The sequence below is a fragment of the Oricola cellulosilytica genome, from assembly GCF_019966575.1.
Taxonomy (GTDB): domain Bacteria; phylum Pseudomonadota; class Alphaproteobacteria; order Rhizobiales; family Rhizobiaceae; genus Oricola; species Oricola cellulosilytica.
Genome location: NZ_JAINFK010000004.1, coordinates 148079 through 170101 on the forward strand (window position 1 = coordinate 148079; position 22023 = coordinate 170101).

The 22023-nt window shown below is 62.2% G+C and carries 20 protein-coding genes and 1 other RNA gene; 10 read left to right on the forward strand and 11 right to left on the reverse strand.

Annotation, left to right across the window (positions count from 1 at the left end; genetic code table 11):
- Window positions 1-16: 16 nt before the first annotated feature.
- A complete protein-coding gene (locus tag LC298_RS10790; protein WP_131566981.1) occupies window positions 17-802 on the reverse strand; it encodes a GGDEF domain-containing protein in 786 nt (261 codons plus the stop codon).
- A gap of 82 nt (window positions 803-884) precedes the next feature.
- Window positions 885-1820, reverse strand: coding sequence for a tRNA (adenosine(37)-N6)-dimethylallyltransferase MiaA (miaA, locus tag LC298_RS10795; protein ID WP_131566984.1), 936 nt, complete (start codon window positions 1818-1820; stop codon window positions 885-887).
- Between the two features lie 24 nt (window positions 1821-1844).
- Between miaA and serB the strand changes: the two genes are divergently transcribed.
- Entirely contained in the window at window positions 1845-2747 is a 903-nt protein-coding gene (gene serB, locus LC298_RS10800; RefSeq protein ID WP_131566986.1) for a phosphoserine phosphatase SerB, read from the forward strand.
- Window positions 2744-3340 carry a GNAT family N-acetyltransferase gene (locus LC298_RS10805; RefSeq protein ID WP_131566989.1) on the forward strand — a complete coding sequence of 199 codons (597 nt, stop codon included), beginning with the start codon at window positions 2744-2746 and terminating at the stop codon, window positions 3338-3340. Before serB ends, LC298_RS10805 begins: the two co-directional genes overlap by 4 nt.
- A 2-nt stretch (window positions 3341-3342) precedes the next feature.
- Here LC298_RS10805 and LC298_RS10810 read toward each other — a convergent pair whose 3' ends face one another.
- The 4 genes from LC298_RS10810 to hflK form a co-directional block, all read right to left on the reverse strand.
- Window positions 3343-4857, reverse strand: a complete 1515-nt coding sequence (locus LC298_RS10810) for a Do family serine endopeptidase (protein WP_199223222.1) — start codon at window positions 4855-4857, stop codon at window positions 3343-3345.
- A gap of 143 nt (window positions 4858-5000) precedes the next feature.
- Entirely contained in the window at window positions 5001-5189 is a 189-nt protein-coding gene (locus LC298_RS10815) for a DUF2065 domain-containing protein (RefSeq protein WP_131566992.1), read from the reverse strand.
- Window positions 5190-5204: 15 nt separating this feature from the next.
- Window positions 5205-6146, reverse strand: coding sequence for a protease modulator HflC (gene hflC / locus LC298_RS10820; RefSeq protein ID WP_131566995.1), 942 nt, complete (start codon window positions 6144-6146; stop codon window positions 5205-5207).
- On the reverse strand, window positions 6146-7255 hold the full coding sequence (gene hflK, locus LC298_RS10825) for an FtsH protease activity modulator HflK (protein ID WP_131566998.1): 1110 nt from the start codon (window positions 7253-7255) through the stop codon (window positions 6146-6148). Before hflK ends, hflC begins: the two co-directional genes overlap by 1 nt.
- A 284-nt stretch (window positions 7256-7539) precedes the next feature.
- Here hflK and LC298_RS10830 point away from each other — a divergent pair, with 284 nt between their 5' ends.
- The 4 genes from LC298_RS10830 (at window position 7540) to LC298_RS10845 (ending at window position 11710) form a co-directional block, all read left to right on the forward strand.
- The gene (locus LC298_RS10830) at window positions 7540-8565 is read left to right on the forward strand and encodes a TAXI family TRAP transporter solute-binding subunit (RefSeq protein ID WP_131567001.1); all 1026 of its coding nucleotides are present in this window, start codon (window positions 7540-7542) and stop codon (window positions 8563-8565) included.
- Between the two features lie 111 nt (window positions 8566-8676).
- The gene (locus LC298_RS10835; protein ID WP_199223223.1) at window positions 8677-10773 is read left to right on the forward strand and encodes a TRAP transporter permease; all 2097 of its coding nucleotides are present in this window, start codon (window positions 8677-8679) and stop codon (window positions 10771-10773) included.
- 78 nt (window positions 10774-10851) lie between these two features.
- Window positions 10852-11220 carry an ArsR/SmtB family transcription factor gene (locus LC298_RS10840; protein WP_131567004.1) on the forward strand — a complete coding sequence of 123 codons (369 nt, stop codon included), beginning with the start codon at window positions 10852-10854 and terminating at the stop codon, window positions 11218-11220.
- The gene (locus tag LC298_RS10845; protein ID WP_131567007.1) at window positions 11213-11710 is read left to right on the forward strand and encodes an SRPBCC family protein; all 498 of its coding nucleotides are present in this window, start codon (window positions 11213-11215) and stop codon (window positions 11708-11710) included. Before LC298_RS10840 ends, LC298_RS10845 begins: the two co-directional genes overlap by 8 nt.
- 9 nt (window positions 11711-11719) lie before the next feature.
- On the opposite strand, the gene LC298_RS10850 is transcribed toward LC298_RS10845, so the two are convergent.
- The 3 genes from LC298_RS10850 to LC298_RS10860 form a co-directional block, all read right to left on the reverse strand.
- Window positions 11720-12235 carry a dihydrofolate reductase gene (locus tag LC298_RS10850; RefSeq protein WP_428977539.1) on the reverse strand — a complete coding sequence of 172 codons (516 nt, stop codon included), beginning with the start codon at window positions 12233-12235 and terminating at the stop codon, window positions 11720-11722.
- A 35-nt stretch (window positions 12236-12270) separates the two neighbouring features.
- Complete coding sequence (locus LC298_RS10855; protein WP_131567013.1) at window positions 12271-13065, reverse strand: thymidylate synthase; 795 nt, start codon at window positions 13063-13065, stop codon at window positions 12271-12273.
- An 85-nt stretch (window positions 13066-13150) separates the two neighbouring features.
- A complete protein-coding gene (locus LC298_RS10860; RefSeq protein WP_131567016.1) occupies window positions 13151-13462 on the reverse strand; it encodes a DUF2853 family protein in 312 nt (103 codons plus the stop codon).
- A gap of 117 nt (window positions 13463-13579) precedes the next feature.
- On the opposite strand from LC298_RS10860, the gene ssrA reads away from it, so the two are divergent.
- From ssrA to LC298_RS10875, 3 genes are all read left to right on the forward strand, one after another.
- Window positions 13580-13936, forward strand: a transfer-messenger RNA (tmRNA) gene (gene ssrA, locus LC298_RS10865).
- 161 nt (window positions 13937-14097) lie between these two features.
- On the forward strand, window positions 14098-14667 hold the full coding sequence (locus tag LC298_RS10870; protein WP_131567019.1) for an SspB family protein: 570 nt from the start codon (window positions 14098-14100) through the stop codon (window positions 14665-14667).
- Between the two features lie 22 nt (window positions 14668-14689).
- The gene (locus LC298_RS10875; protein ID WP_131567023.1) at window positions 14690-14932 is read left to right on the forward strand and encodes a ribbon-helix-helix domain-containing protein; all 243 of its coding nucleotides are present in this window, start codon (window positions 14690-14692) and stop codon (window positions 14930-14932) included.
- Here the strand turns inward: LC298_RS10875 and LC298_RS10880 are convergent.
- Both LC298_RS10880 and LC298_RS10885 read right to left on the reverse strand, forming a co-directional pair.
- Window positions 14916-18662 carry an AsmA family protein gene (locus tag LC298_RS10880; protein ID WP_131567026.1) on the reverse strand — a complete coding sequence of 1249 codons (3747 nt, stop codon included), beginning with the start codon at window positions 18660-18662 and terminating at the stop codon, window positions 14916-14918. The two genes, LC298_RS10875 and LC298_RS10880, sit on opposite strands and share 17 nt — an antisense overlap.
- 176 nt (window positions 18663-18838) lie before the next feature.
- Window positions 18839-20248: an FAD-binding oxidoreductase gene (locus LC298_RS10885; protein WP_131567029.1), complete on the reverse strand. Its 1410-nt coding sequence runs from the start codon at window positions 20246-20248 to the stop codon at window positions 18839-18841.
- A 108-nt stretch (window positions 20249-20356) separates the two neighbouring features.
- Here LC298_RS10885 and LC298_RS10890 point away from each other — a divergent pair, with 108 nt between their 5' ends.
- Complete coding sequence (locus tag LC298_RS10890; RefSeq protein ID WP_131567032.1) at window positions 20357-21988, forward strand: chloride channel protein; 1632 nt, start codon at window positions 20357-20359, stop codon at window positions 21986-21988.
- Window positions 21989-22023: the final 35 nt, after the last annotated feature.

Here is a 22023-nt window from a genome sequence, read left to right on the forward strand (position 1 = left end):
GGCCGACCCAGATCGGTCAGGCGCAAACCCGGTTTCGTCCCCCACGTTTCGCCTGGTATAGATTGGAATCGGCGCGCTTGTAGAGTTTGGCAGTCGTTTCCTTGCCGTCCCAGATCGCGACGCCGATGCTAACCGTAATCCGCAACCTTACGTTGCCGATCTTCATCGCCAGCTCCGCCACTGCAAGCCGCAGGCGGTTTGCGAGCCTGTTCAGTTCGTCCATCGACAAGTTCGGCGCAACCACCGCGAACTCCTCTCCGCCGATCCGCGCCGCGATGTCATGATACCGCGTATATTCGAGAACCGTTTTCGCCAGAGACTTGATCACCTCGTCGCCGACATCGTGGCCATGCGTGTCGTTGATCGACTTGAAGTGATCGATGTCGATGATCATGATGCCAAGCGGCCGCTCGATGCGCGCGAACTCTTCCATGTATTGCGCCAGCGCGTCGTCAAAGTAGCGGCGATTCTGAAGACCGGTCAGCGGATCTGTCAGCGCAGCCTGCTGGAATGTCGCCGATTTTTCGGACAGCGACACGGTCATCTCGCGCAGTTCGCCGCGCTCGCGCGCCTGCTCTCGGATGAGCGGATAAAAGTAGAAGAATCCGGCAAGGAGCCCGATCGCAATGAGCGTCAGTGACGCGCGCACGGCGAAGAGCCCGCTATCGAGACCTGCCGCCGCCCCTTGCCGCGCGGACATTTGGCTCAGAACTGCGTCATGCGCCTGGTAACTGAACGCCGCCGCCCCGACCAGCAAGGACAGAAAAATGAGAAATGCAATTTCCGAACGATAGAACTTCATACCGGCCCGCCAATGGATTCGACGACAATAGCGGGGATGAATTTCCCGTGCGTTAATTTCGGCCGCTAAATAACTCGATCCGTCAAATGAAGTCCTTCTCCGCGAATTCTGATCCCACCTTGCGCCAGTCTTCGCCCAGCTGATTGCGGAACCAGGTGATTTGCCGCTTGGCGTATCGGCGGGTGGCGGTCTTCGCCTGCCCTATTGCAACATCCATCGTCATGCGCCCCTCGAGCACGGCGGAGAATTCGCGCACACCGATCGCCTTCATGGCCGGAAGCGCCGGATCGAGTTGCCGAGCGCGCAGCGCCGCTACCTCTTCCAGCACGCCTTGATCCACCATGGCGTCGAGCCGCTTTTCGATATTTGCATAGACATCTTTGCGATCGGGCATGACGAGATAGCGTGCCACCTTCCACGAACGGATCAGTCCCTTGCCTGCCTGCGCCTGCAAAGTTGTAATGGACATCCCGGAGGCTTCAAGCACTTCCAGTGCCCGCACGATGCGCTGACCGTCAGGCGGGGGGATCGCCGCAGCGGCGGCCGCATCGCGGGCGCGCAGTATTTCGTGGAGTGCCTCCGGCCCGTCATCAGCCATCCGTGTTCGCCATCTTTCGCGGATCTCCACCGGAATGGCCGGCATTGGCGACAGTCCCTGCTCCAGCGCCCGGAAGTAGAGCCCTGTTCCGCCAGTGAAAATCAACGGCCTGCCATCGATGGCGGGATCGTCTATGACACCCTGCAGGTCCTCAAGCCAGCGGCCCGTCGAATAGGGGGTCGCCGGATCGACATGTCCGTAAAGCCGGTGCGGCGCCTTTTCGATGTCTTCGGGCCCGGGACGCGCGGTAAGAATCCTCAGCACCTCGTAGACTTGCATGGAATCCGCGTTGACGATCACGCCGCCCGACCTGGCCGCGATCGCCAGGGCCAAGGCCGACTTGCCGCTCGCCGTTGGCCCCGCTATCAGGACGGCGCGCCGATCCTTTTTGTCTCTCTGCAATACGTCACCATCTTTCATCCGGGCCCCGAAGGCAGCCGTTCCATGAACACCATCGTCACCCTGATTGCCAACCCGGCGGCCACAACTCTTGACGCAGATCTGGTGCGCATGGTCGCATCTCTGCTGCCCGACCCCGAGATCGCTTGGCTGTCGGACGAGCGCGCCGCGGACGTCTGGTCAAGACAGGTTCTCGACGAGGCGGCTGTTCACGCGTTCCGAAGCGACCTGGCGCGTCACCTTGCGGGCATGCAGATCGACACGGCGGTGCAGTTCCTCGCGGCGGAAAACCGCCGCAAAAAACTCCTGATTGCCGACATGGATTCAACCATGATCCAGCAGGAATGCATCGACGAACTCGCCGACGAGGCCGGCGTCGGCGCCCGCGTCGCGGACATCACCGCACGAGCCATGAACGGCGAGATCGGGTTCGAGGGGGCCCTTCGCGAACGCGTTGCGCTGCTAAAGGGCCTGCCGACAAGCACCATCGACGCCGTCATCGCAAACCGGATCACGCTCATGCCGGGCGGGCCGGAACTGGTCCGCACCATGCGCAAGCACGGTGCCTGGTGCGCCCTCGTTTCCGGCGGCTTCGTCGACTTTACCAGCCGCATCGCGGAGATGATCGGCTTTCAGGAGAACAGAGCGAACCGGCTTGTTCGCAAGGACGGTCACCTGACAGGCGAGGTCGCTGAGCCGATCCTCGGCCGGCAGGCAAAGGCCGACGCGTTGGCCGAGATCTCCGCGCGGCTCGGCCTCGAACCCGCGGATGTGATCGCGGTTGGCGACGGTGCGAACGACCTGACGATGCTCTCCATGGCGGGCGCCGGCGTCGCGCTTCATGCCAAGCCAGCCGTCGCGGCACAGGCAGGAATCCGGATCGACCACAACGATCTGACGGCCCTGTTGTACCTCCAGGGCTATCGCGATAGCGAAATCGTCAGATGATCCGGCTGGAAACTGACCGTCTCGTTCTCAGGCCGTGGACGGATACTGATGGCGACCTCTTCTTCGAGATTAATTCAGACCCGGAGGTTATGGAGTTTTTCGTATTCCGGCGAACGCGGCCGGAGGCCGATGAGCTTTTGGCCAAATGGGTTGCGGATGCGGACGCAACACTTGGGTTTCATGCGATGGAACTTCGCACCTCCGGCGAATGCTTGGGATTTTGCGGCCTGCAACTCGCCCATGTCGAGCCACATCTGCCGACGAAAGCGGTCGAGATTGGATGGCGGCTCGCCAAGCGCCACTGGGGCAAGGGTTATGTGACCGAGGCTGCCGTGAAATGGACCGGCTATGGACTTGCTGATCTCGGACTACCGGAGATCGTTTCGTATGCCGCGCAGGATAATCGCCGTTCGACTGCCGTTATGGAGCAGCTCGGAATGCGGCGCGACGCGTCGGGAGATTTCGACCATCCTCGGGTCCCCGACACCCATCCGCATTTGAAGCGTCATGTTCTCTACCGCATCACAGCGGAAGAGTGGCGCAAACAGCAGAAGGCTGGCAATCCCGTCCCTTCCCGCTTTCGGGACCGATAGACTTAGTCCACACGGATCGTCACGAAACGCAACTCGCCGCTGCGCGACGACAGCATGAACAGTGCGTTGCGCCGGTTCTCGCCCTTCAGTTTCTCGATCGCATCGACCGCTCCCTGTGGGGTGGTGACCGATTCCTGCGCGATCTCGACGATCACTTCACCGGCCTGGATGCCCTTTTCCGCGGCTGCGGAATCCGGGTCGACCTGGACGATCACGACGCCATCCTCGACCGATTCCTCGATTTCGAAGGCCGCCCGCTGCTCGTCGTCGAGTTCGGCCAGCGTCATTCCGAACAATTCGACAAATCCGGCCGCCTCGCCGTTGGCTCCGCCCTCCTCTTCGGCGAGCGCCAGTTGCTCGCCATCCTCGAGCCGCCCGAGCGTCACCTGCACGACTTGGCGTTCGCCTTTGCGGATCACCACCACGTCCACTTCCTTGCCCACCGGGCTTTCCGCAACTACGCGCGGCAGTTCACGCATGCTGGTGACTTCCTTGCCGTCGAACTCGATGATGACATCGCCCGGCTCGATGGAGCCGTCATCCACCGGCCCCCCCTTGACCACGCCGGCGACCAGCGCGCCCGTGGCGGAATCCATGCCGAGACTTTCAGCGATTTCGTCCGTGACAGCCTGAATTCGCACACCGAGCCAGCCGCGCCGGGTCTCGCCGAACTCACGAAGCTGCCCGATGACGTTGGCGGCCAGCTCCGCCGGGATCGAAAAGCCGATGCCAATCGACCCGCCCGAGGGCGATATGATCGCAGTGTTGATGCCGATAACCTCGCCCTTCATGTTGAACAGCGGTCCACCCGAATTGCCGCGGTTGATGGCAGCGTCGGTCTGGATGAAATTGTCGTAGGGGCCCGAGTTGATATCGCGTCCGATCGCCGAAACGATACCGATCGTAACTGTGCCGCCGAGACCGAACGGATTGCCGATTGCCAGCACCCAGTCGCCCACCCGCGCGGTGTCTGAATCGCCAAACGAGACGGCCTTGAGTTCCATCTCGCCAGGATCGACTTTCAATACGGCAATATCCGTCTTCGCATCGCGGCCGATGATTTCCGCGTCGAGCTTGGTGCCATCGTTGAAGTTGACGCTCACCTCGTCGGCATCGGCGATCACATGATTGTTGGTGATGACGATGCCTTCGGCGTCGATCACGAAACCGGAGCCAAGAGACTGCACCTGGCGCGAACGCGGTCCTCGCGGACCGCCGGGGCCATCGGGTTGATTTTCGAAGAATTCATCGAAGAACTCCTGGAAGGGAGAGCCCTCCGGAAGGTTGGGACGCGGCACATTACGGTCCGCTCCGCCTACGGACTGCGACGTCGAAATGTTGACGACAGAATCGATCAGGCGCTCGGAGAGTTCGGCAACCGAAGCGGGACCCTCCTGCGCCGCAACCTGTCCGCCGAAACCGGCTTCCATGGTAGGCGGTACCATCACGATTCCCGCGGCGAGAACGGCGCTGACCGCCCCACGGCAAATTCCGGACGCTACTGAATGCGATGCCATCTGGCTTCCTCCACTTGACCGGGCGTCCACGGACCGCCGTCCAACGCCGTCTTCATCATTGATACTTAAAGAGCGCGAGGCCGTTCACAACAGTCGGGTCACGCATAGTTGAGAAGCATGGCCGCATTTTGAAACGGCGTTCGTCAAAATGCACGCCCGAGCCATACCAGGCCGAGCCCCGCCACCGCCGCCAGCAGTCCTGCGACGCGCAGGGTTTCATCCGGCGTCTCCTGCAGCAGCGCGGCCATGCGTTTCGCAAACGACGGCACGCCGCCGTAGAGAAAGCCCTCGATCACGAGAACGAGACCGAGGGCCGTCAGAAAAAGGCTCATCGCGGATTGCAGCTCTTACTGCTGGCCCTGAGTTGCGCCTTGAAGGCCTGCTGAAGGGCCGGCGGATGACGTGCCCGTCGCGTTCTTGAAGAACCGGAAGAACTCCGAGTTCGGCGACAGCACCATGGTCGTGTCCGAATCCTCGAGCGCCTTTTGATACGCAGCCATCGACCGGTAGAATTCGAAGAATTCCGGATCGCGGTTGAACGCATCGGCGAAGATGCGGTTGCGCTCGGCATCGCCTTCACCGCGAAGGATCTCGGATTCACGTTGCGCCTCGGCGACCGTTTCAATGACCTGGCGGTCGGCGACGGCGCGAATGCGGCGGGCGGTCTCGCGGCCCCGCGCCCTGATCCGTTCGGCTTCCGCCAGACGCTCCGCCTTCATCCGGTCGAAGGTCTGCTGCGAGACTTCCGCCGTCAGGTCGGTGCGAACGATCCGCACGTCTTCCACGGTCAGCCCGAGCGACTGTGCATCCGGACGGATCAGATCGCGCACTTCCCGCATCATTTCCGCGCGCTCGTCAGACAATGCTGCCTCGAAGCTGCGCAGACCGTAAGTCCGACGAAGCGCCGCGTCGAAACGCGTGCGCAGACGGGCGGCCGCGGCAGTCAGATCGCCGGAGACCTGCTCGCGGAAACGCCGCGCATCGGTGATCTTGAAAGTCAGGAACGCGTCGACTTCGTAGAACCGTCCCCCCGAAACCTGCAGCGGAGGTTGATCGCTGAGATCAAGCCGGAGCAAACGGTCTTCGATAATCTGCACGTTGTCGAAGCCCGCGAATGCGAAAGGTGCCTTGAAATAGAGGCCCGGTTCGGTCTTCACGTCCTGAATCTCGCCGAACCGAAGCACGATCGCCTGCTGGCGTTCGTTCACGACGAAGACGGAGGCGTAGATCGTGATCAGGATGACAGCGATCAAAATACCGATCAGCGTCAGTCTATTGGAATTAAGCATTATTGTGCGCCTCCGTCCTGGGTGCGGCGTTTCTGCACTTCCGGCAACGGCAGGTACGGCACGACGCCTTGACCGTTTCCGTCCTCGTCCAGGATGATTTTGTTGGAGTCGGCCAGCACATTTTCCATCGTCTCGAGGAACAGGCGCTTTCGCGTCACGTCAGGAGCGAGTCGGTACTGGTCATAGATGGAGATGAAGCGTTGCGCCTCACCTTCGGCTTCCTGCACGACCCGCGTCGCGTATGCTGACGCATCCTCGCGTATCTGCGCCGCCTCACCGCGGGCTTCGCCCAGCTTCTGGTTTGAGTACTGGTTGGCTTCCTCGCGGAACTGGTCCTCGTTCTGTTCAGCGCGCTGCACCTCCTCGAACGCGTCGGCCACTTCGCGGGGCGGCGCGGCGTCCTCGATGGACACCGTGTTCACCTGGATGCCGGCTCCATAGTCATCGAGTGTCGCCTGCATCGATGAACGAACCTCGTCGGCGATCGCCGCACGATTGTCGCGGAACACATCTTGTGCCGGACGCCGGCCGACGATTTCGCGCATGGCGCTTTCCGCCACCTGACGCACCATCTCGTCGGGCGCGGCGACGTTGAAAAGGAATGCTGCCGGTTCGATGACCGAATAAAGAACGGCGAACTGCACGTCGACGATGTTCTGGTCGCCGGAAAGCATCAGCCCGGAACTTTGGCGCGGACCGCCGGTGCCGATCGCGATCTGCTTCTCGACAATCTGCACCTTTTCCACCGTTTCGATCGGCCAGAAGTGGAAATGCAGGCCCGGTTCGGACAGTTCGGCCTTCGGCTTGCCGAATAGCAGCTCGACCGCGCGCTCGTCGGTATCGACCTGGTAGAAAGCCTGGATGCCGTAGAGAATGAGTAGACCGACGGCCACAATGCCGAAGAATGCGGGACTCGCGCCGCCACCGCCGGGCATGGCGCGCTTCAGCCGGTCCTGACCCTTCTTGATGATCTCCTCGAGGTCTGGTGGCTGTCCGCCTGGCCTCTGCGGTCCGCGCGGACCCGAAGGCCCTTGGCCCCACGGGCCGCCGCCATTGTTGCCGCCGCCCCCCCAAGGGCCTCCGCCGCCGTTCTGATTGCTCCAGGGCATGCACGTCCTCTCGAATTGTAAAAGACCGCCGGACCCCGATCCGGCGGTATCAGTCGTAGGACTGTTATAGGAATGTGACGGAGTGCTTTCAACGCGAATTGCGCCTTTTCGACGTTGCAGCAAGGGTTTCCGCGACACCACACCGCACGTCCAGCCTCGTTCTTCCGCCAAATTTCGCGATAACCGCTTGCAACCCCTTGCGGTTTGTAAACAATGGCCGCCGGCATGTCCGGTCCCCTTTGGGGATTTAGACATCGGAAAATCGTCATTCTGGGAGGAATTTTATGACGACATCGACCCGACGCACTATCCTGTCCGCCGCAGCGGCGCTCGCCGTGGCGGCGACCACTTCGTTTGGCGTCCAGGCGCAGGAATCACGCAACTACATCCTCGCGACGGCTTCGACCGGCGGCACCTACTACCCGGTTGGCGTTGCAATCTCGACGCTGTCGAAGGTCAAGCTGGAGCCGAAGGAAAAGATCGGCATGTCGGCGATTTCCTCGGCGGGGTCTGGCGAGAACGTCAAGCTCATACGTGATGGCGAGGCGCAGTTCGCCATTCTCCAGGGCCTTTACGGTTTCTACGCTGCGTCCGGCACCGGCCCGGTAGAGGCCGACGGTCCGCAGGAACACCTGCGCGCGGTCTCGATGCTTTGGCAAAACGTCGAGCACTTCGTTGTCGCAAGCGACAAGGCGCAGACCGGAACCATTGAGGACATGGTCGCCCTGAAGGGCGAGGCAATGGCCCTCGGCAGCCAGAATTCAGGAACCATCGGTTCCAACCGCACAATACTTTCAGGTTTCGGGATCGACATCGATAACGATTACGAACTGGTCTATGGCGGGTACGGACCAAGCGCGGAGGCGGTACAGAACGGCAAGGCCGCCGGAATGGGTACACCCGCGGGCGTTCCCGTCAGCGCCGTCACGCAACTCTTCTCGTCGGCCGGAGACAAGGTCAGGCTGCTCGCCTTCACGCCCGAGCAAATGGAAAAGGCGGACGGCGACCGCGGCCTCTGGACGGAATACGTCATCCCCGGCGGCACCTATCCCGGTGTGGACGAGGACGTCACGACCATCGCCCAACCGAACTTTCTCGCCACCCATGCAGACCTCCCGGAGGAGGACGTCTACCTGATTACCAAGACCATGTACGAGAACCTGCCGTTCCTACAGGCGATCCATCCGGCCACCAAGGCGATGGCGCTTGAAAAGGCGATTGCCGGTCTTCCGGTACCGCTGCACCCAGGCGCAGCGCGCTATTACAAGGAACAGGGCCTGGAAATCCCCGAACGCCTGATGGCCAAGTAACGGCGGAAAGCACCGGCGACCAGCCTTGGCGCCGAAATCTCACGGTCCGCGGACGACCGCTCCGCGGACCTGCTGCCGCAAGACGGGGGACGGACATTGCGCGCGGAGACGTTGACCCAGAGCCGGTCGCCGGGGCTGAACCGGCGCGGACTTGCGCTTGTCACCCTTGTCATCGCCGTAGTCATATCGCTCGCCCACATCTGGATGAACTCGTTCGGCAACGTGTCGACGCTCGCCCAGAACGGCTTCCACTTCGCCGGTTTCGTACTTTTGTGCGCACTGGTCTCTCCGGTGGTGTCGGCCGAATGGGCCAGCGCCCGCTTCGTGCGCGTGGTCGACGTCAGTTTCGGAATCGCCGTTGCGGCGGCGGCGATTTACGTGGTCAACGCCGAGACCGCCATCTATGACCGGGGGGTCCGGCTGATTTGGAGTGACTGGCTCGCCGGAACGCTCTGCATTCTCGGCGCACTGGAATTCACCCGCCGCACCACCGGCCTGATCATCCCGATCCTGATCCTGCTGGCGCTCACCTACATCGTCTGGTGGGGCAGATACGTTCCCGGCGTCTTCCGTTTCGGCGGGCTTTCCGCCGAGACGGTGCTGTTCCGGGCGCTCTACGGTGATGACGCGATGTTTGGAACCATCGCGCGCATTTCTTCGACCTACGTCTTCATGTTCATCCTGTTCGGGGCTTTCCTCCTTAAATCTGGCGCGGGGGATTTCATCGTCAACGTCTCCCGCGCAGTCGCCGGGCGCATGACCGGCGGGCCGGGATTTGTCGCCGTGCTGGCAAGCGGCCTGACAGGAACGATCTCCGGCTCGGCGGTCGCCAACACCGCCTCGACCGGCGTCATTACCATCCCGCTCATGAAACGGGCCGGATTTCCCCCAACCTTTGCGGGCGGCGTCGAGGCCGCCGCATCGACCGGGGGCCAGCTAATGCCGCCTATCATGGGCGCTGGCGCCTTCGTCATGGCCTCGTTCACGCAGATCCCCTACACCACGATCGTTACCGTCAGCGTGCTTCCCGCAATCCTCTATTTTCTGACGGTCGGCTTTTTCGTGCGAATCGAGGCCAAGCGCTCGCACGCGACCGCGCTGGCGGAGGAAGACGGTCCCGGCATCTGGAAAACGTTCCGCGACGGCGGCCCGTCCTTCATCATCCCGGTGGCGTTGCTGATCGTCCTGCTGGTGCGCGGATTTACCCCCACCTACGCCGCCGGCTACGCGATCCTCGCCTGCGTCGCGGCGTCATGGCTGACACCGAACCGCATGGGCCCTGTCCGCATTGTCGAGGCGCTGGAACTCGGCGCCCGCAACATGATCATGACCGCCGTCCTGCTGACCGCCGTGGGCCTGATCGTCAACGTCATCACCACCGCCGGAATCGGCAACACCTTCTCGCTGATGATTTCGACATGGTCGCAGGGCTCGCTCCTCATCGCCATGGTGCTGATCGCGCTCGCGTCGCTCGTTCTCGGTATGGGCCTGCCGGTCACGGCGGCCTATATCGTGCTCGGCACACTGTCGGCCCCCGCGCTTTACCAGCTCATCCTCCAGAGCCAGCTGACCGAAATCCTCGCCTCCGGACAATTGCCGGAAACAGCGAAGGCGATCTTCATGCTTGCCGTGCCGGAGAAGCTGGCGGCGCTGGCAGCGCCGATGCCGGTCGACGAAGCCTCCGCGATCATTGCGGCGCTGCCGCTCGAAAGCCTATCGCTTCTCTACGACCAGGCGTTCCAGCCGGAGGTGCTTGCCGCCGCCCTTTTGTCGGCGCACATGATCATCTTCTGGCTTTCGCAGGATTCCAACGTCACACCACCGGTCTGCCTCGCCGCCTTCACGGGCGCTGCGATTGCCGGCAGTCCGCCGATGAAAACCGGGTTCGCCGCCTGGAAGGCCGCAAAGGGACTCTATTTTGTTCCGCTGCTCTTCGCCTACACGCCCTTCCTCTCCGGCGACTGGCCGGAAATGCTCCGCATCTTCGCCTTCGCGGTATTCGGCTTGTGGGCCGTGGCGGCCGCCATCGAAGGCTACTGGGAGGCTCGCCTCAACATCTTCGAGCGTGCCGCCACTTTTGCAGTCGGCGCCGCGCTACTTTGGCCGGCACCGGTATGGATCAACCTGATGGCGCTCGCCGCGTTCGCGGCGTTGTTTGGCTGGAACTTAAAGAAGAGCAAGATGGCACCTGCGGCGCATGGATCGTGAGCTGTCGCCAAATCGTTTCATCAGTCACTCCATACAAGCAGCTTGACATGATTAGACACTACATATAACCAATTAGTTATGGAACCAGTTGGTTATATTAAACCTCCTGACCTCGATGCGGTGTTTGCCGCGCTGGCTGATCCAACCCGTCGGGCAATACTTTCCCGGTTGGCCTCTGGCGAGGCATCGGTAAATGAAATCGCCGCGCCCTTTGAAATGAGTCAGCCGGCAGTGTCGAAGCACCTTAAGGTGCTGGAACACGCCGGATTGATCGAGCGGGACACTGAGAAGCAGCGCAGGCCAGCTCGGCTGAAGGCCGCACCGATGGCCGATGCGGTAAACTGGCTCGAGGAATTCAGGACGTTCTGGTCGTCAAGTTTCGATCAGCTCGATGGCCTGTTGGAAGCAATACAGAACGCCGAGACAAAGGGAGGGGTGAATGAGTGATCTGCCGACCTACAAACTGGAGCGGGTATTCGACGCCCCGCGTGAACTGGTCTGGAAAACCTGGACCGATCCGGAGCTCATTCCGCGCTGGTATGGTCCGGGTGCGGAGACAATCATCCACCGCCTCGAGGTGAAACCCGGCGGACTTTGGCTTAACGAGATGAAATGGGGGGGCAACTCCCATTATCAGCGGGTGGAGTATTCAGAGGTGACGCCGCCCGAAAGACTGGTCTGGCTGCACTCAAATTGCGACGTGAACTGGAACGTGGTCGCCAATCCGATGATGGCTGACTGGCCGCTTGTCCTGCTGACGACTGTGACTTTCAGGGAAGCTGCCGGTCAGACGAGGTTGCACCTGTCCTGGGTGCCACATGAAGCGACCGACGCCGAGATTGCCTGTTTCTCTGCGGCGATCGCCAACTTGGACAAGGGTTGGGGCGCCGGAATGCAGCTTCTCGCCGAACTGCTGGCGGAGCTGCAGGCGCGATGAGATTGCAGGCTACACAGCCCGCCGCTCATAAACCGCATAGCGCGTCGCGTGGCTGTCCTTCTCGCCGGCCGGAACGTCCTCACCCAACACCTCTTTCCAGACGACAGGATCGATGACAGGAAAGTACGTATCGCCCTCAATCTCCGCCAGCACATGCGTAACGCAAAGCTTGTCGGCCAGTGCCATGGCGGGTCCGAAGATCTGCCCGCCGCCGATGACGAAGATTTCGTTGGGGAGCGGCACCTGCTGATCGGCCGGATCGGGTTCAGCGCTTTCCAAATACGCGGTCGCGAGTTCAATGGCCGCGTCAAGAGTGCCAACCCGCATGACGCCGTCGGCCGCCCAGTCGACATTTCGCGTGATGACGATGTTCAGCCGTCCTGGCAGCGGCTTGCCTATGCTGTCATAGGTCTTGCGTCCCATGATGACCGGGCTTCCCATCGTTAGCGCCTTGAAGCGCTTGAGGTCGGATGACAGCCGCCAAGGCAGCCCCCCATCCCGGCCGATCACGCGGTTTTCCGCCATCGCGACGGCGATCGATACCACAGGATCGATGCCGGTCACACCGCCACCGCCGCCTTGATGTGCGGGTGCGGTTCGTAGCCGACGATCTCGAAATCCTCAAAACGGAAGTCCAGCAGGTCGTCGACCTTGCGCCTGATCTTCAGGAACGGCAGCGGGCGCGGCTCGCGGGCAAGCTGGGTCCTCGCCTGCTCGAAATGGTTGGAGTAGAGATGCGCATCGCCGAACGTGTGCACGAACTCTCCCGGCTGCAATCCGCACACCTCCGCCACCATGTGGGTCAGCAGCGCATAGGAGGCGATGTTAAACGGCACGCCGAGAAAGATATCTCCTGAGCGTTGGTAGAGCTGGCAGGAAAGCCGGCCATCGGAGACGTAGAACTGGAAGAGGCAGTGGCAGGGGGGCAGCGCCATCTCGTCCACCAACGCCGGATTCCACGCCGAAACGATATGCCGGCGCGAGAACGGATTGCTCCGGATGCCCTCCACGAGGTTCGCGATCTGGTCGATATGCCTGCCGTCCGGCGCCGGCCACGAACGCCACTGATAGCCGTAGACAGGCCCGAGATCGCCATTCTCGTCGGCCCAGTCATCCCAGATCGAGACGCCGTTTTCCTTCAACCATGCAATGTTGGTCTCGCCGCGCAGGAACCACAGCAACTCGTAGATGATGGAGCGAAGATGCAGCTTCTTGGTCGTGACCAGCGGAAACCCCTCCGACAGGTCGAACCGCATCTGGTGGCCGAACACGGAACGCGTGCCGGTGCCTGTCCGGTCGCCCCGATCGGTGCCGTTTTCCAGCACGTGACGCATGAGATCGAGATACTGCTTCATGACCGATCAGAAACACGATTCCACGTTTGCCGTCCACGCCGCGCGCACGGCAGCGCACAGAAATGCGCCGCCGGGTCACCGAAACTCAGAGGTCCGAGAGCTTTCCCAAGTGCTTGGCGACGAGATAATAGAAGGTCACCCGGCTTTTTGCGCGATCGCCGCCCATCTGCCCGCAGACCTTGGAGATAACTTCGTCACACGCCGCTTCATTCTTGTTGCCGAGCTTCTTGCCGCACCATTTCTGGCGCACGCGCGCCAGTTCGCCTGGATCGGAGCAAGAAACCAGCGAGGAATCGCGACTGCGCAGCGCGATCCCGAGATGCTTGACGATCTTGTCGACCACGGCCGGGTCCGCGTTCGCGTCGTAACGCCTCACATCGTCGAGATAATCGCTCATCCGCAGATCCTCCCTCGAGCCGGAAGTACGCCTTGGCCGGGATCGCCGCGGCACCATTCCGGTGTGCTCGCCCGGTTTCGCGCATGATCGTGACAGGGTGGCCAAAGTCAACCCGACCCCTTTGAAATCGCGGCGCGAAGTGTCTATATCTGGAAGTGCCGGGCAACCGGCTATGACAATAAACTGGCGATGCAATAAACCATTCGGACCCGGGGGCGGTACCCGGCGCCTCCACCATAAACGGTTCCGCCGAACCGCTTGTGATGGGGGCGAAACAGGATCGACGAGGGTGTAAAGATCGTTCTTTTGTCCGGTATGATACCACCGTTATCGGGTCAATTCAGTAGTTGCAAACGACAACTATGCAGAGGCACGTCTCGCTGCCTAATGGCGGTGCGACAGCTTCAAATTAAGTCCTAGGGGTTTGCCCCTCTAGGCGGGGTTCGGAGGCACCTGGCAACAGAAGCCTTCACTTTGTCCCCGTTCCCCTGTCCTTCGAACCTTCCAGTAATCGCCCGGTCGGATCGGCCCGGCAAAAAGTGACACGGCTGGGCGCCCCCAAACCCCTTGACCTTGGAGCGCGAAAAACGCACACCATGGCGGATCGAAAAGCGCGCCGAAGGACCGTGTATCCGATGACCGAGGACATGATTCGCTATGACATTCTGGTGCAGAATGCGCTGCGTGGCGTGATCCGGAAAGTGTTGTCGGAAGTCGCCAAGACGGGACTGCCGGGGAACCATCATTTCTTCATTACCTTCGTGACCGGCGCACCCGGCGTCAAGGTGTCAAACCGGATGCGCGAGCAGTACCCGGAGCAGATGACGATCGTGCTCCAGCACCAGTTCTGGGAACTGGAGGTCTCCGAGACCGCCTTCGACGTGGGATTATCGTTCTCGGACGTGCCGGAAAAGCTTCACGTCCCATATTCCGCGATCCGCGGCTTCTATGATCCCTCCGTCAATTTCGAGTTGGAGTTCGACGTAGAGAACGCTGAACCGATTGACGTTAGCGGCGAGCGGCCCGCGATGGCGGGAAACGATTCCAGCGCCATTGAGGAAATTTCCGCGCCGGATAAATCCGGCGGCAAGAAAAAGAAGAAGTCTTCGGCTTCGGCGAAGGAAACCGCCGACGAGGAGACCGACGACGACGGCAAACCCGGCGCCGACGTGGTGTCGCTGGATTCATTCCGCAAGAACAAGTAGCGCGTCGGGAATTTTCCGCGTCGTGGCCGTTCGCAAACACTCGATCACCATTGCGGGCCACCGGACCAGTTTTTCGATCGAGCCGCCCTTCCTGGATTGTCTTCGGCACCTGGCAGAACGGTCCGGGCTTTCACTCGCCTCATTGATCGCCGAAGTCGACCGCCGCAAGCCGCGCGACTCCAACCTTTCCTCCGCGCTGCGGGTACATGTCCTGTACGAGGCTCTGGCTGGCAGGCTGTCCGCGAAACCTACTGACCGAACCTGAATTGCGGCGTTCCGTTTCCGGTGCCGGGCGCCTCCGGCAGCACATCCAGCAGTCTTTGGATCTCTATGGAGGGCTTGCTCACCTTGGGGATTGCGCTCGGTGACGTGCTCTTCGGTTCCTGGAGCAGTAGCGCATCTTCTTCCGCATCCTCCGCTTCCGGCGGGACCGCGGCATCGTTGGCGAGACGTTCTGCCCTTTCGGCGGCAATGGCGCGCAAGCGGGCTTCCTCGCGCGCCCTGATCCATGCATTTGTGCGGTACCGCAGATACTGTACCTCCCGGCGCAGCCGCTGCTTTTCCAGAAGACGCGCCTGCAAGGCCTCGACCCGCGCTTGCTCCTGCTCGAGAGCCCTCTGAGTCAGATACCCCGTCACCGCGGCAAAATCGCGCTCCACGGAGAAACCGCCATCCGCAGCCTGGAACGAGAGCGATACTTCCGGCTGCGGACCTGCCACGCTCTCCTCGCCCGGATCGTAACCCAGGCGCGCATTGCCGCTGATCGCGCCGGACTTCAGATCCAGGCTGGCATCGGCGGAAATCGACAGCGGGCCGGTCGAAATCGCCGCATTGGTGATCCGCGCTATGCCGTCTGAGAGGCGGATTGGGTAGTCTGCCGCCGGCAGCGTCACACGGCCAGTCAGGAACGCAGCTTCTGCTAGCGCCTCGATCTCCGAGGCGCTAATTTCGTAGCCAATCGCATCGGCTTCGGCGACCATCGGCGCAAATCCGTCCGCGCGAATACCCGCAACCTCCAGAGGACCGGTCGAAAGCACCCCCGATCCCGCGATCGACGATACCACCGCGCCGGTGGTCCGGCCGCTTCCCGTCACCTGCAAGGTGAGATCGCCCTTTCCGGAGATGACGCCGTCGATCGAGGGCAGCAGCGACGCCGCCTCCACGCCGCTCATGGCGATCTGCCCGCTTGCGATCAACTCGCCGCCGGTGTTCTGCAATTCGACCCGCCCGCCGACGTGCCCACCGGCAAAACGGCCCTCGAACTCCTTCAGCGCCATCGCCCCGGCCGCGTAGGTGAAATCCCCGCTGAGCGCTTTGAGTGTAGCCCCAGCGGGCAAGGCGACCTCCTCCGCCCGCAGGCCGATGGCGATATCGTGCAAGGAGAGATAGGGGGCGGCGAAACGGCGCTTGTCCGCACCCTCCCCTCCGCCGAGTCCGAGGTCGCCCGGTTTCCCGGTGACGATATCATACAGCCTGACGGCGTTGAGATAGTCTAAGGCCAGGTCTCCGCGAACTGCCGGCACGCCTCCGTTCCGGTCGACCGTCAGATCGCCGCGCACTCGATTTCCGTCGAAAATCGCCTCGACCTGATGCAGCACGGTCTTTCCCCCGCGATGCGAGACCGCCGCGGTCAGATCGGTCGCAGTCCCTAGCCCCATCCCGGGAAGGCTGTAGCCGAGCGCCATCACCCATGGCTCGATGTCGCGTGCCTCGACGGTTCCTGTTCCCGTGAATCCGGTCGAAAGTATATCCGAGGTCAGCACGCCATTGAGTTGAGCGAACATGTCGTTGCCCTCGACCGAGAATGTCGACTTCATTCCGTCGAACAGGCTCCCGTTCGCGGAGAGCCGCGCGTAAAGTCCCCCCAGCCCGTCCAGTGTGATCGCCTCCAGGCCTGTTTGCCGCAGCAGGGTTTCGGCATCGCCGTTTACGAAGCCGGCATCCACCATCACCCTGATCTTCTCAGCATCCGAAAGTGAACCCGTAGCCGTGCTTGTGAAAGAGATCCCGGTTCCGCCAGAGGCACCCGACACGCTCAGGCTGGCTTCCCCGGACAATTCGGCCTTCTGATCGACCGTTCCAACAACATCGAGCCTCGTTTCGGAGAATGCATCGGGATTGCGCGCCGCCACCGCACCGGCCGCACCGATCATCTCGACTGAAGGAAACCTTTGCGCGAGTCCGGTCAGCAGTTCGGCTCCGTTCATGGCGAAAATTGTCGTGTCGAGCGTTCCCCGGACACCGTCTTCGCGCCGTTCGAGGCTCGCGGTGGCGGAGACGGAAGCGCCGTACAGGCCCGTCATCGACAGCCGGTCGATTTCGGTCTTCGCGCCGCGCGAGCGGATCGATGCGTCGAGACTGGCGAGACGGACGCCGCGGATTTCCGGTGATGTGAGTTTGAGGGCTAGGTCCACGTCCTGATCGGCGAAACGACGCACGCCATCTTCGCCCACGAAAACGATCGCCAGAGCTTCGAGCGTGGCGTAATCCAGTTCATCCCCGCCAAGCGTGACGTCAAGCGTGGAGCGGCGCACCGGATCCGACACCCTTTCGAGCGAACCGCGCAAGCGCGCCGGTCCGAGAATGACCTCGAGATCCTCGACCGTCTGGCGCAGCGGAGTTATCTCGACCTTTGCCGCAAAACCGGCTGCATCAAGCTTACGCACCGCTTCGTCCGCCGACCCCGTCAGCCACACCGCTAGGCCTGACGGCTGTTGCGAAGCCAGCACCAGATTGCCGGCAAAGCGGGTCCCGTCACCACCTTCCCCGTCATCGCTGACTGGCAGCCGCAGGACTCCGTCGGCCTCTACCTTCGTCCGGCCGGGAAGCTGTGCCTCCAGGCGCGAGAGCTTCCAGCTCCTTTCCGATGCTTCGCCGTCCTGGTCGTTCGGTGAGGCGATCACACGGATGTCACGAATTGTGGTTCCCCCGGCGATCACCGCCGGAAGATCGATGTCGATGCTTCCGGGAATGGGCGGGAACGGCAGTGCCGTCAGCGCCGAACGCGCGACCGCAAGCCGCTCGGCGACCGTCGCGAAATCCGCGCCTGCCGTTGCCTCCCCGTCTTCCTCAACCGTTTCCTCCGGAAAGGTGATTTGATTGCCCCGCACGTCGAGCCGGTAGCGCGGGTCGGTCCCGCCGGAAATTCCGGCGGAACCGGTGACGATGTACGGATCGTCAGCCTCGCCGAACTCTGCCCGGTATTGTTGTATGTCGAGAGTGCGTGGTGAGGCTGTGAAATCCCCCTCGACCAGATAGCGTGGAGCTTCTCCGCTGCGGGGGCGGATCGCGAATGTGCCGGCATAGGGCCCAGTCTGCCCGTCATCCGGTTCGGCGATCCTGCCATCCGCAGTGATCTCGATTTCCTGCCTCGGCAGGTCCAGCACCGTCCGCAGGCCGAAACCTTCCTTGCTGAGATTGCCGGTGCTCAAGCGCAGGTTGAGCGGCATGCCGTTTAGCCGGGCATCTCCGTCAAGTCTGAAAGGTCCGTAGAGACTCTGCGCGGAAACCGTCGCATCCAGTCCGGTGAGCATCCAGGTACGGCCGGCCGCCTCGTCCGCAAGTTCGATCGAACCGTTGACGATTCGCGCCTTTTCGAGTGTCACCCGCGCCGGACTGACCGGACCGCCAGCCGCAATGGGCCAGACGGGAAGCCCGTTTTCCCCCAGCCGCACCGTCATCCGGGGATTTTCGACCCGCATGTCGTAGATCAGAACTTCGCCCCGCAGGAAGGGCGCAAGTTCAGCGTCCATGGAAAACCTGTCGGCGACCAGCACCGGAGCATCGGGGCCACCCACTCTGACTTCCTCGAATGTTACCTTCGGAAACGGCAGCAGACGTGCGGTCGCGTCGCCTGCCACCGTCACCGGTTGGCCGAGCAGCCGCGAAGCTTCCCGCTCGAACTGGTCGCGGTAAACGCTCCAGTTGATGAAATACGGTGCCACCAGCGCCGCAATAAGCGCCAGCGCGACCAGACCGCCGAAGATGACGAACAAGCGTGTCAGCGTTCGCTCCGTGCATCCGATTGCATTCGCCCGCTTCGAGGCGGGGAATCTTGGACCGCAAGTTTAGAGGGAACTGCCCTGCCCGCAACCGGAATGAGAATTAACTTTCGCCGTCCAGCAGGTCGCGGACGGGCTCTGCCCGCGGTGCGACGCCTTGGGGTTCTGACCTAGAGGATGAAGACCTTGCCCGGGTTCATGATATTGTCCGGATCGATCGCACGCTTGACCGCGCGCATCACGTCGACGGCCCCGCCCAGTTCGAGTTCGAGAAAGCGCATCTTTCCCTGTCCGATTCCGTGTTCACCGGTACAGGTTCCGTCCATCGACAGCGCTCGCAGATTGAGCCGTTCGACGAACCGTTCGAGAACCGCGATCTCGTCCGGGTCATCAACGTTCACCAGGGGCGAAACATGGAAGTTACCGTCGCCTGCATGTCCGACGATCGGCGCGATCAGCCCCGACTCCTCGATATCGGCCTCGGTCTCGGCAATGCATTGGGCAAGCTTCGAGATCGGGACACACACATCGGTCGCGAGAGCCTTGGCGCCGGGTCGCAGACCGAGCACCGCCCAGTAGGCGTCATGACGGGCCTGCCAGAGCTTCGCACGCTCTTCCTCCCGCACAGACCAGATGAATTCGCCCCCGCCAAGCTCCGCGGCGATCTCGCCGAATGTCTCGGCCTGCTCCTTCACGCCGGCGTCGGTTCCGTGGAACTCGACGAACAGGCACGGCGAAACCGGAAGTTCGAGCTTTGAATAGTTGATCATTGCCTGCATCTGCAGAGCATTGACCAGTTCGATTCGCGCCACCGGAAGCCCCATCTGGACCGTCATGATCACTGCTTGACACGCGGCATCCACCGTCGGGAAAGGACACACGCCCGACGAGATCGCCTGGGGAATTCCCTGCAATTTGAGCGTCAGAGCGGTGATGATACCGAGCGTTCCTTCCGAGCCGATCATCAGGCGGGTTAAATCGTAGCCCGCCGAACTTTTTCGCGCCCGCTTTCCCGTGCGGATCCTGCGCGCGTTCGGCATCACAGCCTCAAGCGCTATCACGTTGTCCCGCATGGTTCCGTAGCGCACCGCGTTGGTGCCCGAGGCGCGAGTCGCGGCCATGCCGCCAAGGCTCGCATCGGCTCCCGGATCGATGGGAAAGAACAGGCCGGTATCGCGCAGATGCTCATTCAGTTGCTTGCGGGTGACCCCCGGCTCAACCGTACAGTCAAGATCTTCCGGATTGACCCTGAGAACGGAATTCATCTGGCTGACATCGACGCTGATTCCGCCGCCCGGCGCGTTGACGCCGCCCTCCAGCGATGTTCCCGTCCCGAATGGCACGATCGGTACCTTGTGCTCCGCGCAGACCTCGACCGCCGCCTGCACCTCGTCGGCGCTTTGCGCGAACACTACCCCGTCTGGCAACTGTGCCGGGATATACGTCATGGTGTGGGCGTGCTGTTGGCGTAGCGCGTCGCCCGTCGCGAAGCGCTCTCCGAATCGCTGCTTGAGAATGTCGAGCGCAAGCGCGATCCCGGTCTCGTTGCGGGCCATCGCCGATATGTCGCTCAGTGCCAACGCGTCCTCCGCATTTCAATTCGCGCTTGCGGGCCCGGTCTCCCCCATGCCACGCTTGAACTGGAGCAAATCATTATGCGCCGTATCCGGCTTGTGCAACTGTAAGCGATGATCGAGACCCTCAAACGCGTTCCCGCCATTGTCGCAAGCTGGGTCCGTCCGAACATCGAGACATTCCTGTCGACCGGCCAGCCGAAGATCTGGGCGCTGTCGCTTCTCATCGGCGCCGCCGTTGGCATTGCCGCCATCCTGTTTCGCGAATCGATCGGTCTCTTCCAGATGCTGTGGCTCGGCACGCGCTCAGAGGACGTGGTCACGTCCATCGCGAACCTCGAATGGTACTGGGTCCTGCTCGCCCCGGTTGCGGGCGGCGCAATCGTCGGTGTGCTCCTCCACCAGATCGGTTCGCGGCGCACCGGCGGCGTGGCCGATGTCATCGAGGCCAAGGCCCACGCCGGACGCCCGCTCGATTTTCGTGATGGCATCCTCTCGGCGCTCACCACAGCGATCTCGCTCGGTTTCGGCGCAAGTGCCGGACGGGAGGGCCCGGTCGTGCATCTCGGCGCTACGCTTGCCTCCGTCTTCAGCCACCGCCGTAAGCTGCCGGAGTGGTGCGTGCGCACCCTCCTCGCCGCCGGCGTGGCCAGCGCCGTCTCGGCGTCGTTCAACGCGCCCATCGCGGGCGTCCTGTTCGCCCACGAGGTAATTCTCCAGCACTACGCCTTCCGTTCCTTCGTGCCGATCGTGATCGCCTCGACGGCAGGCACCGTGCTGTCCCGGCTCTGGTTCGACGAGGCGACGGTCTTCATCGTTCCCGACTACCAGATCACGTCCTATTGGGAGTTTCCGGCTTTTGCCCTGCTCGGCGTGGTGTCGGCCATCGTGGCGATCCTGTTCCAGTTCGCGCTCGTCGCGGGCGATTATGTAGCCCGCAACATCACCATGCCACTGTTCTTCCGCCCGGTTGTCGGTGGGCTGGCCGTGGGCATGATCGGTGTATTCTTCCCGCACATCCTCGGTGTCGGGTACGAGATGACGGACAAAGCACTCTGGAACCAGTTGCCGCTGCTCCTGATGTTGTCGCTGATCGTCATGAAGACTGTCGCCACGGCAATCACGCTGGCCTCGCGGTTTGGTGGCGGCGTTTTTTCGCCATCGCTTTATCTCGGCGCGATGACCGGCGGCGCTTTCGGCCTCATCGCCGGCTCGGTGTTTCCGGGCCTGGCGTCCAGTGGCGGGCTCTACGCCATTCTCGGCATGGGGGCGGTCGCCGGTGCCGTCATTGGAGCGCCGATCTCCACCACCGTCATCGTCTTCGAACTGACCGGTGGCTACGCCCTTTCCATCGCTCTCCTGCTCACGGTCGCCATCGCCTACGGGATCAACCAGGCGATCCACGGCCACTCCTATTTCCACTGGCAATTGGAAATGCGCGGCCTGTTCATCCACGAGGGACCGCACCGCAGCCTCACCCGCGCAAAAAAAGTAATGGATTTCATGGACATGCCCGACGAGGAAGGCGGGCCGCAAGTGGTCGATCCCGAGCTCAAGACGCCGACCCTGAAACCCACGGATACACTGGAGCATGCCCTGCGCATCTTCGATGCGGGCGGGCACACCCGCCTTCCGGTCGTCGATGAGCGCGCTCCAGATAGGATCATCGGCTGGGCGAACCAGGTCCGCGCCTTGAGGTACTTCAACAAGGCCCTCATCGATGCTTCCGTTGAGGAACATCGTTGATCTGAAATTCTCGCGCCATTTCATATGGTTAACGC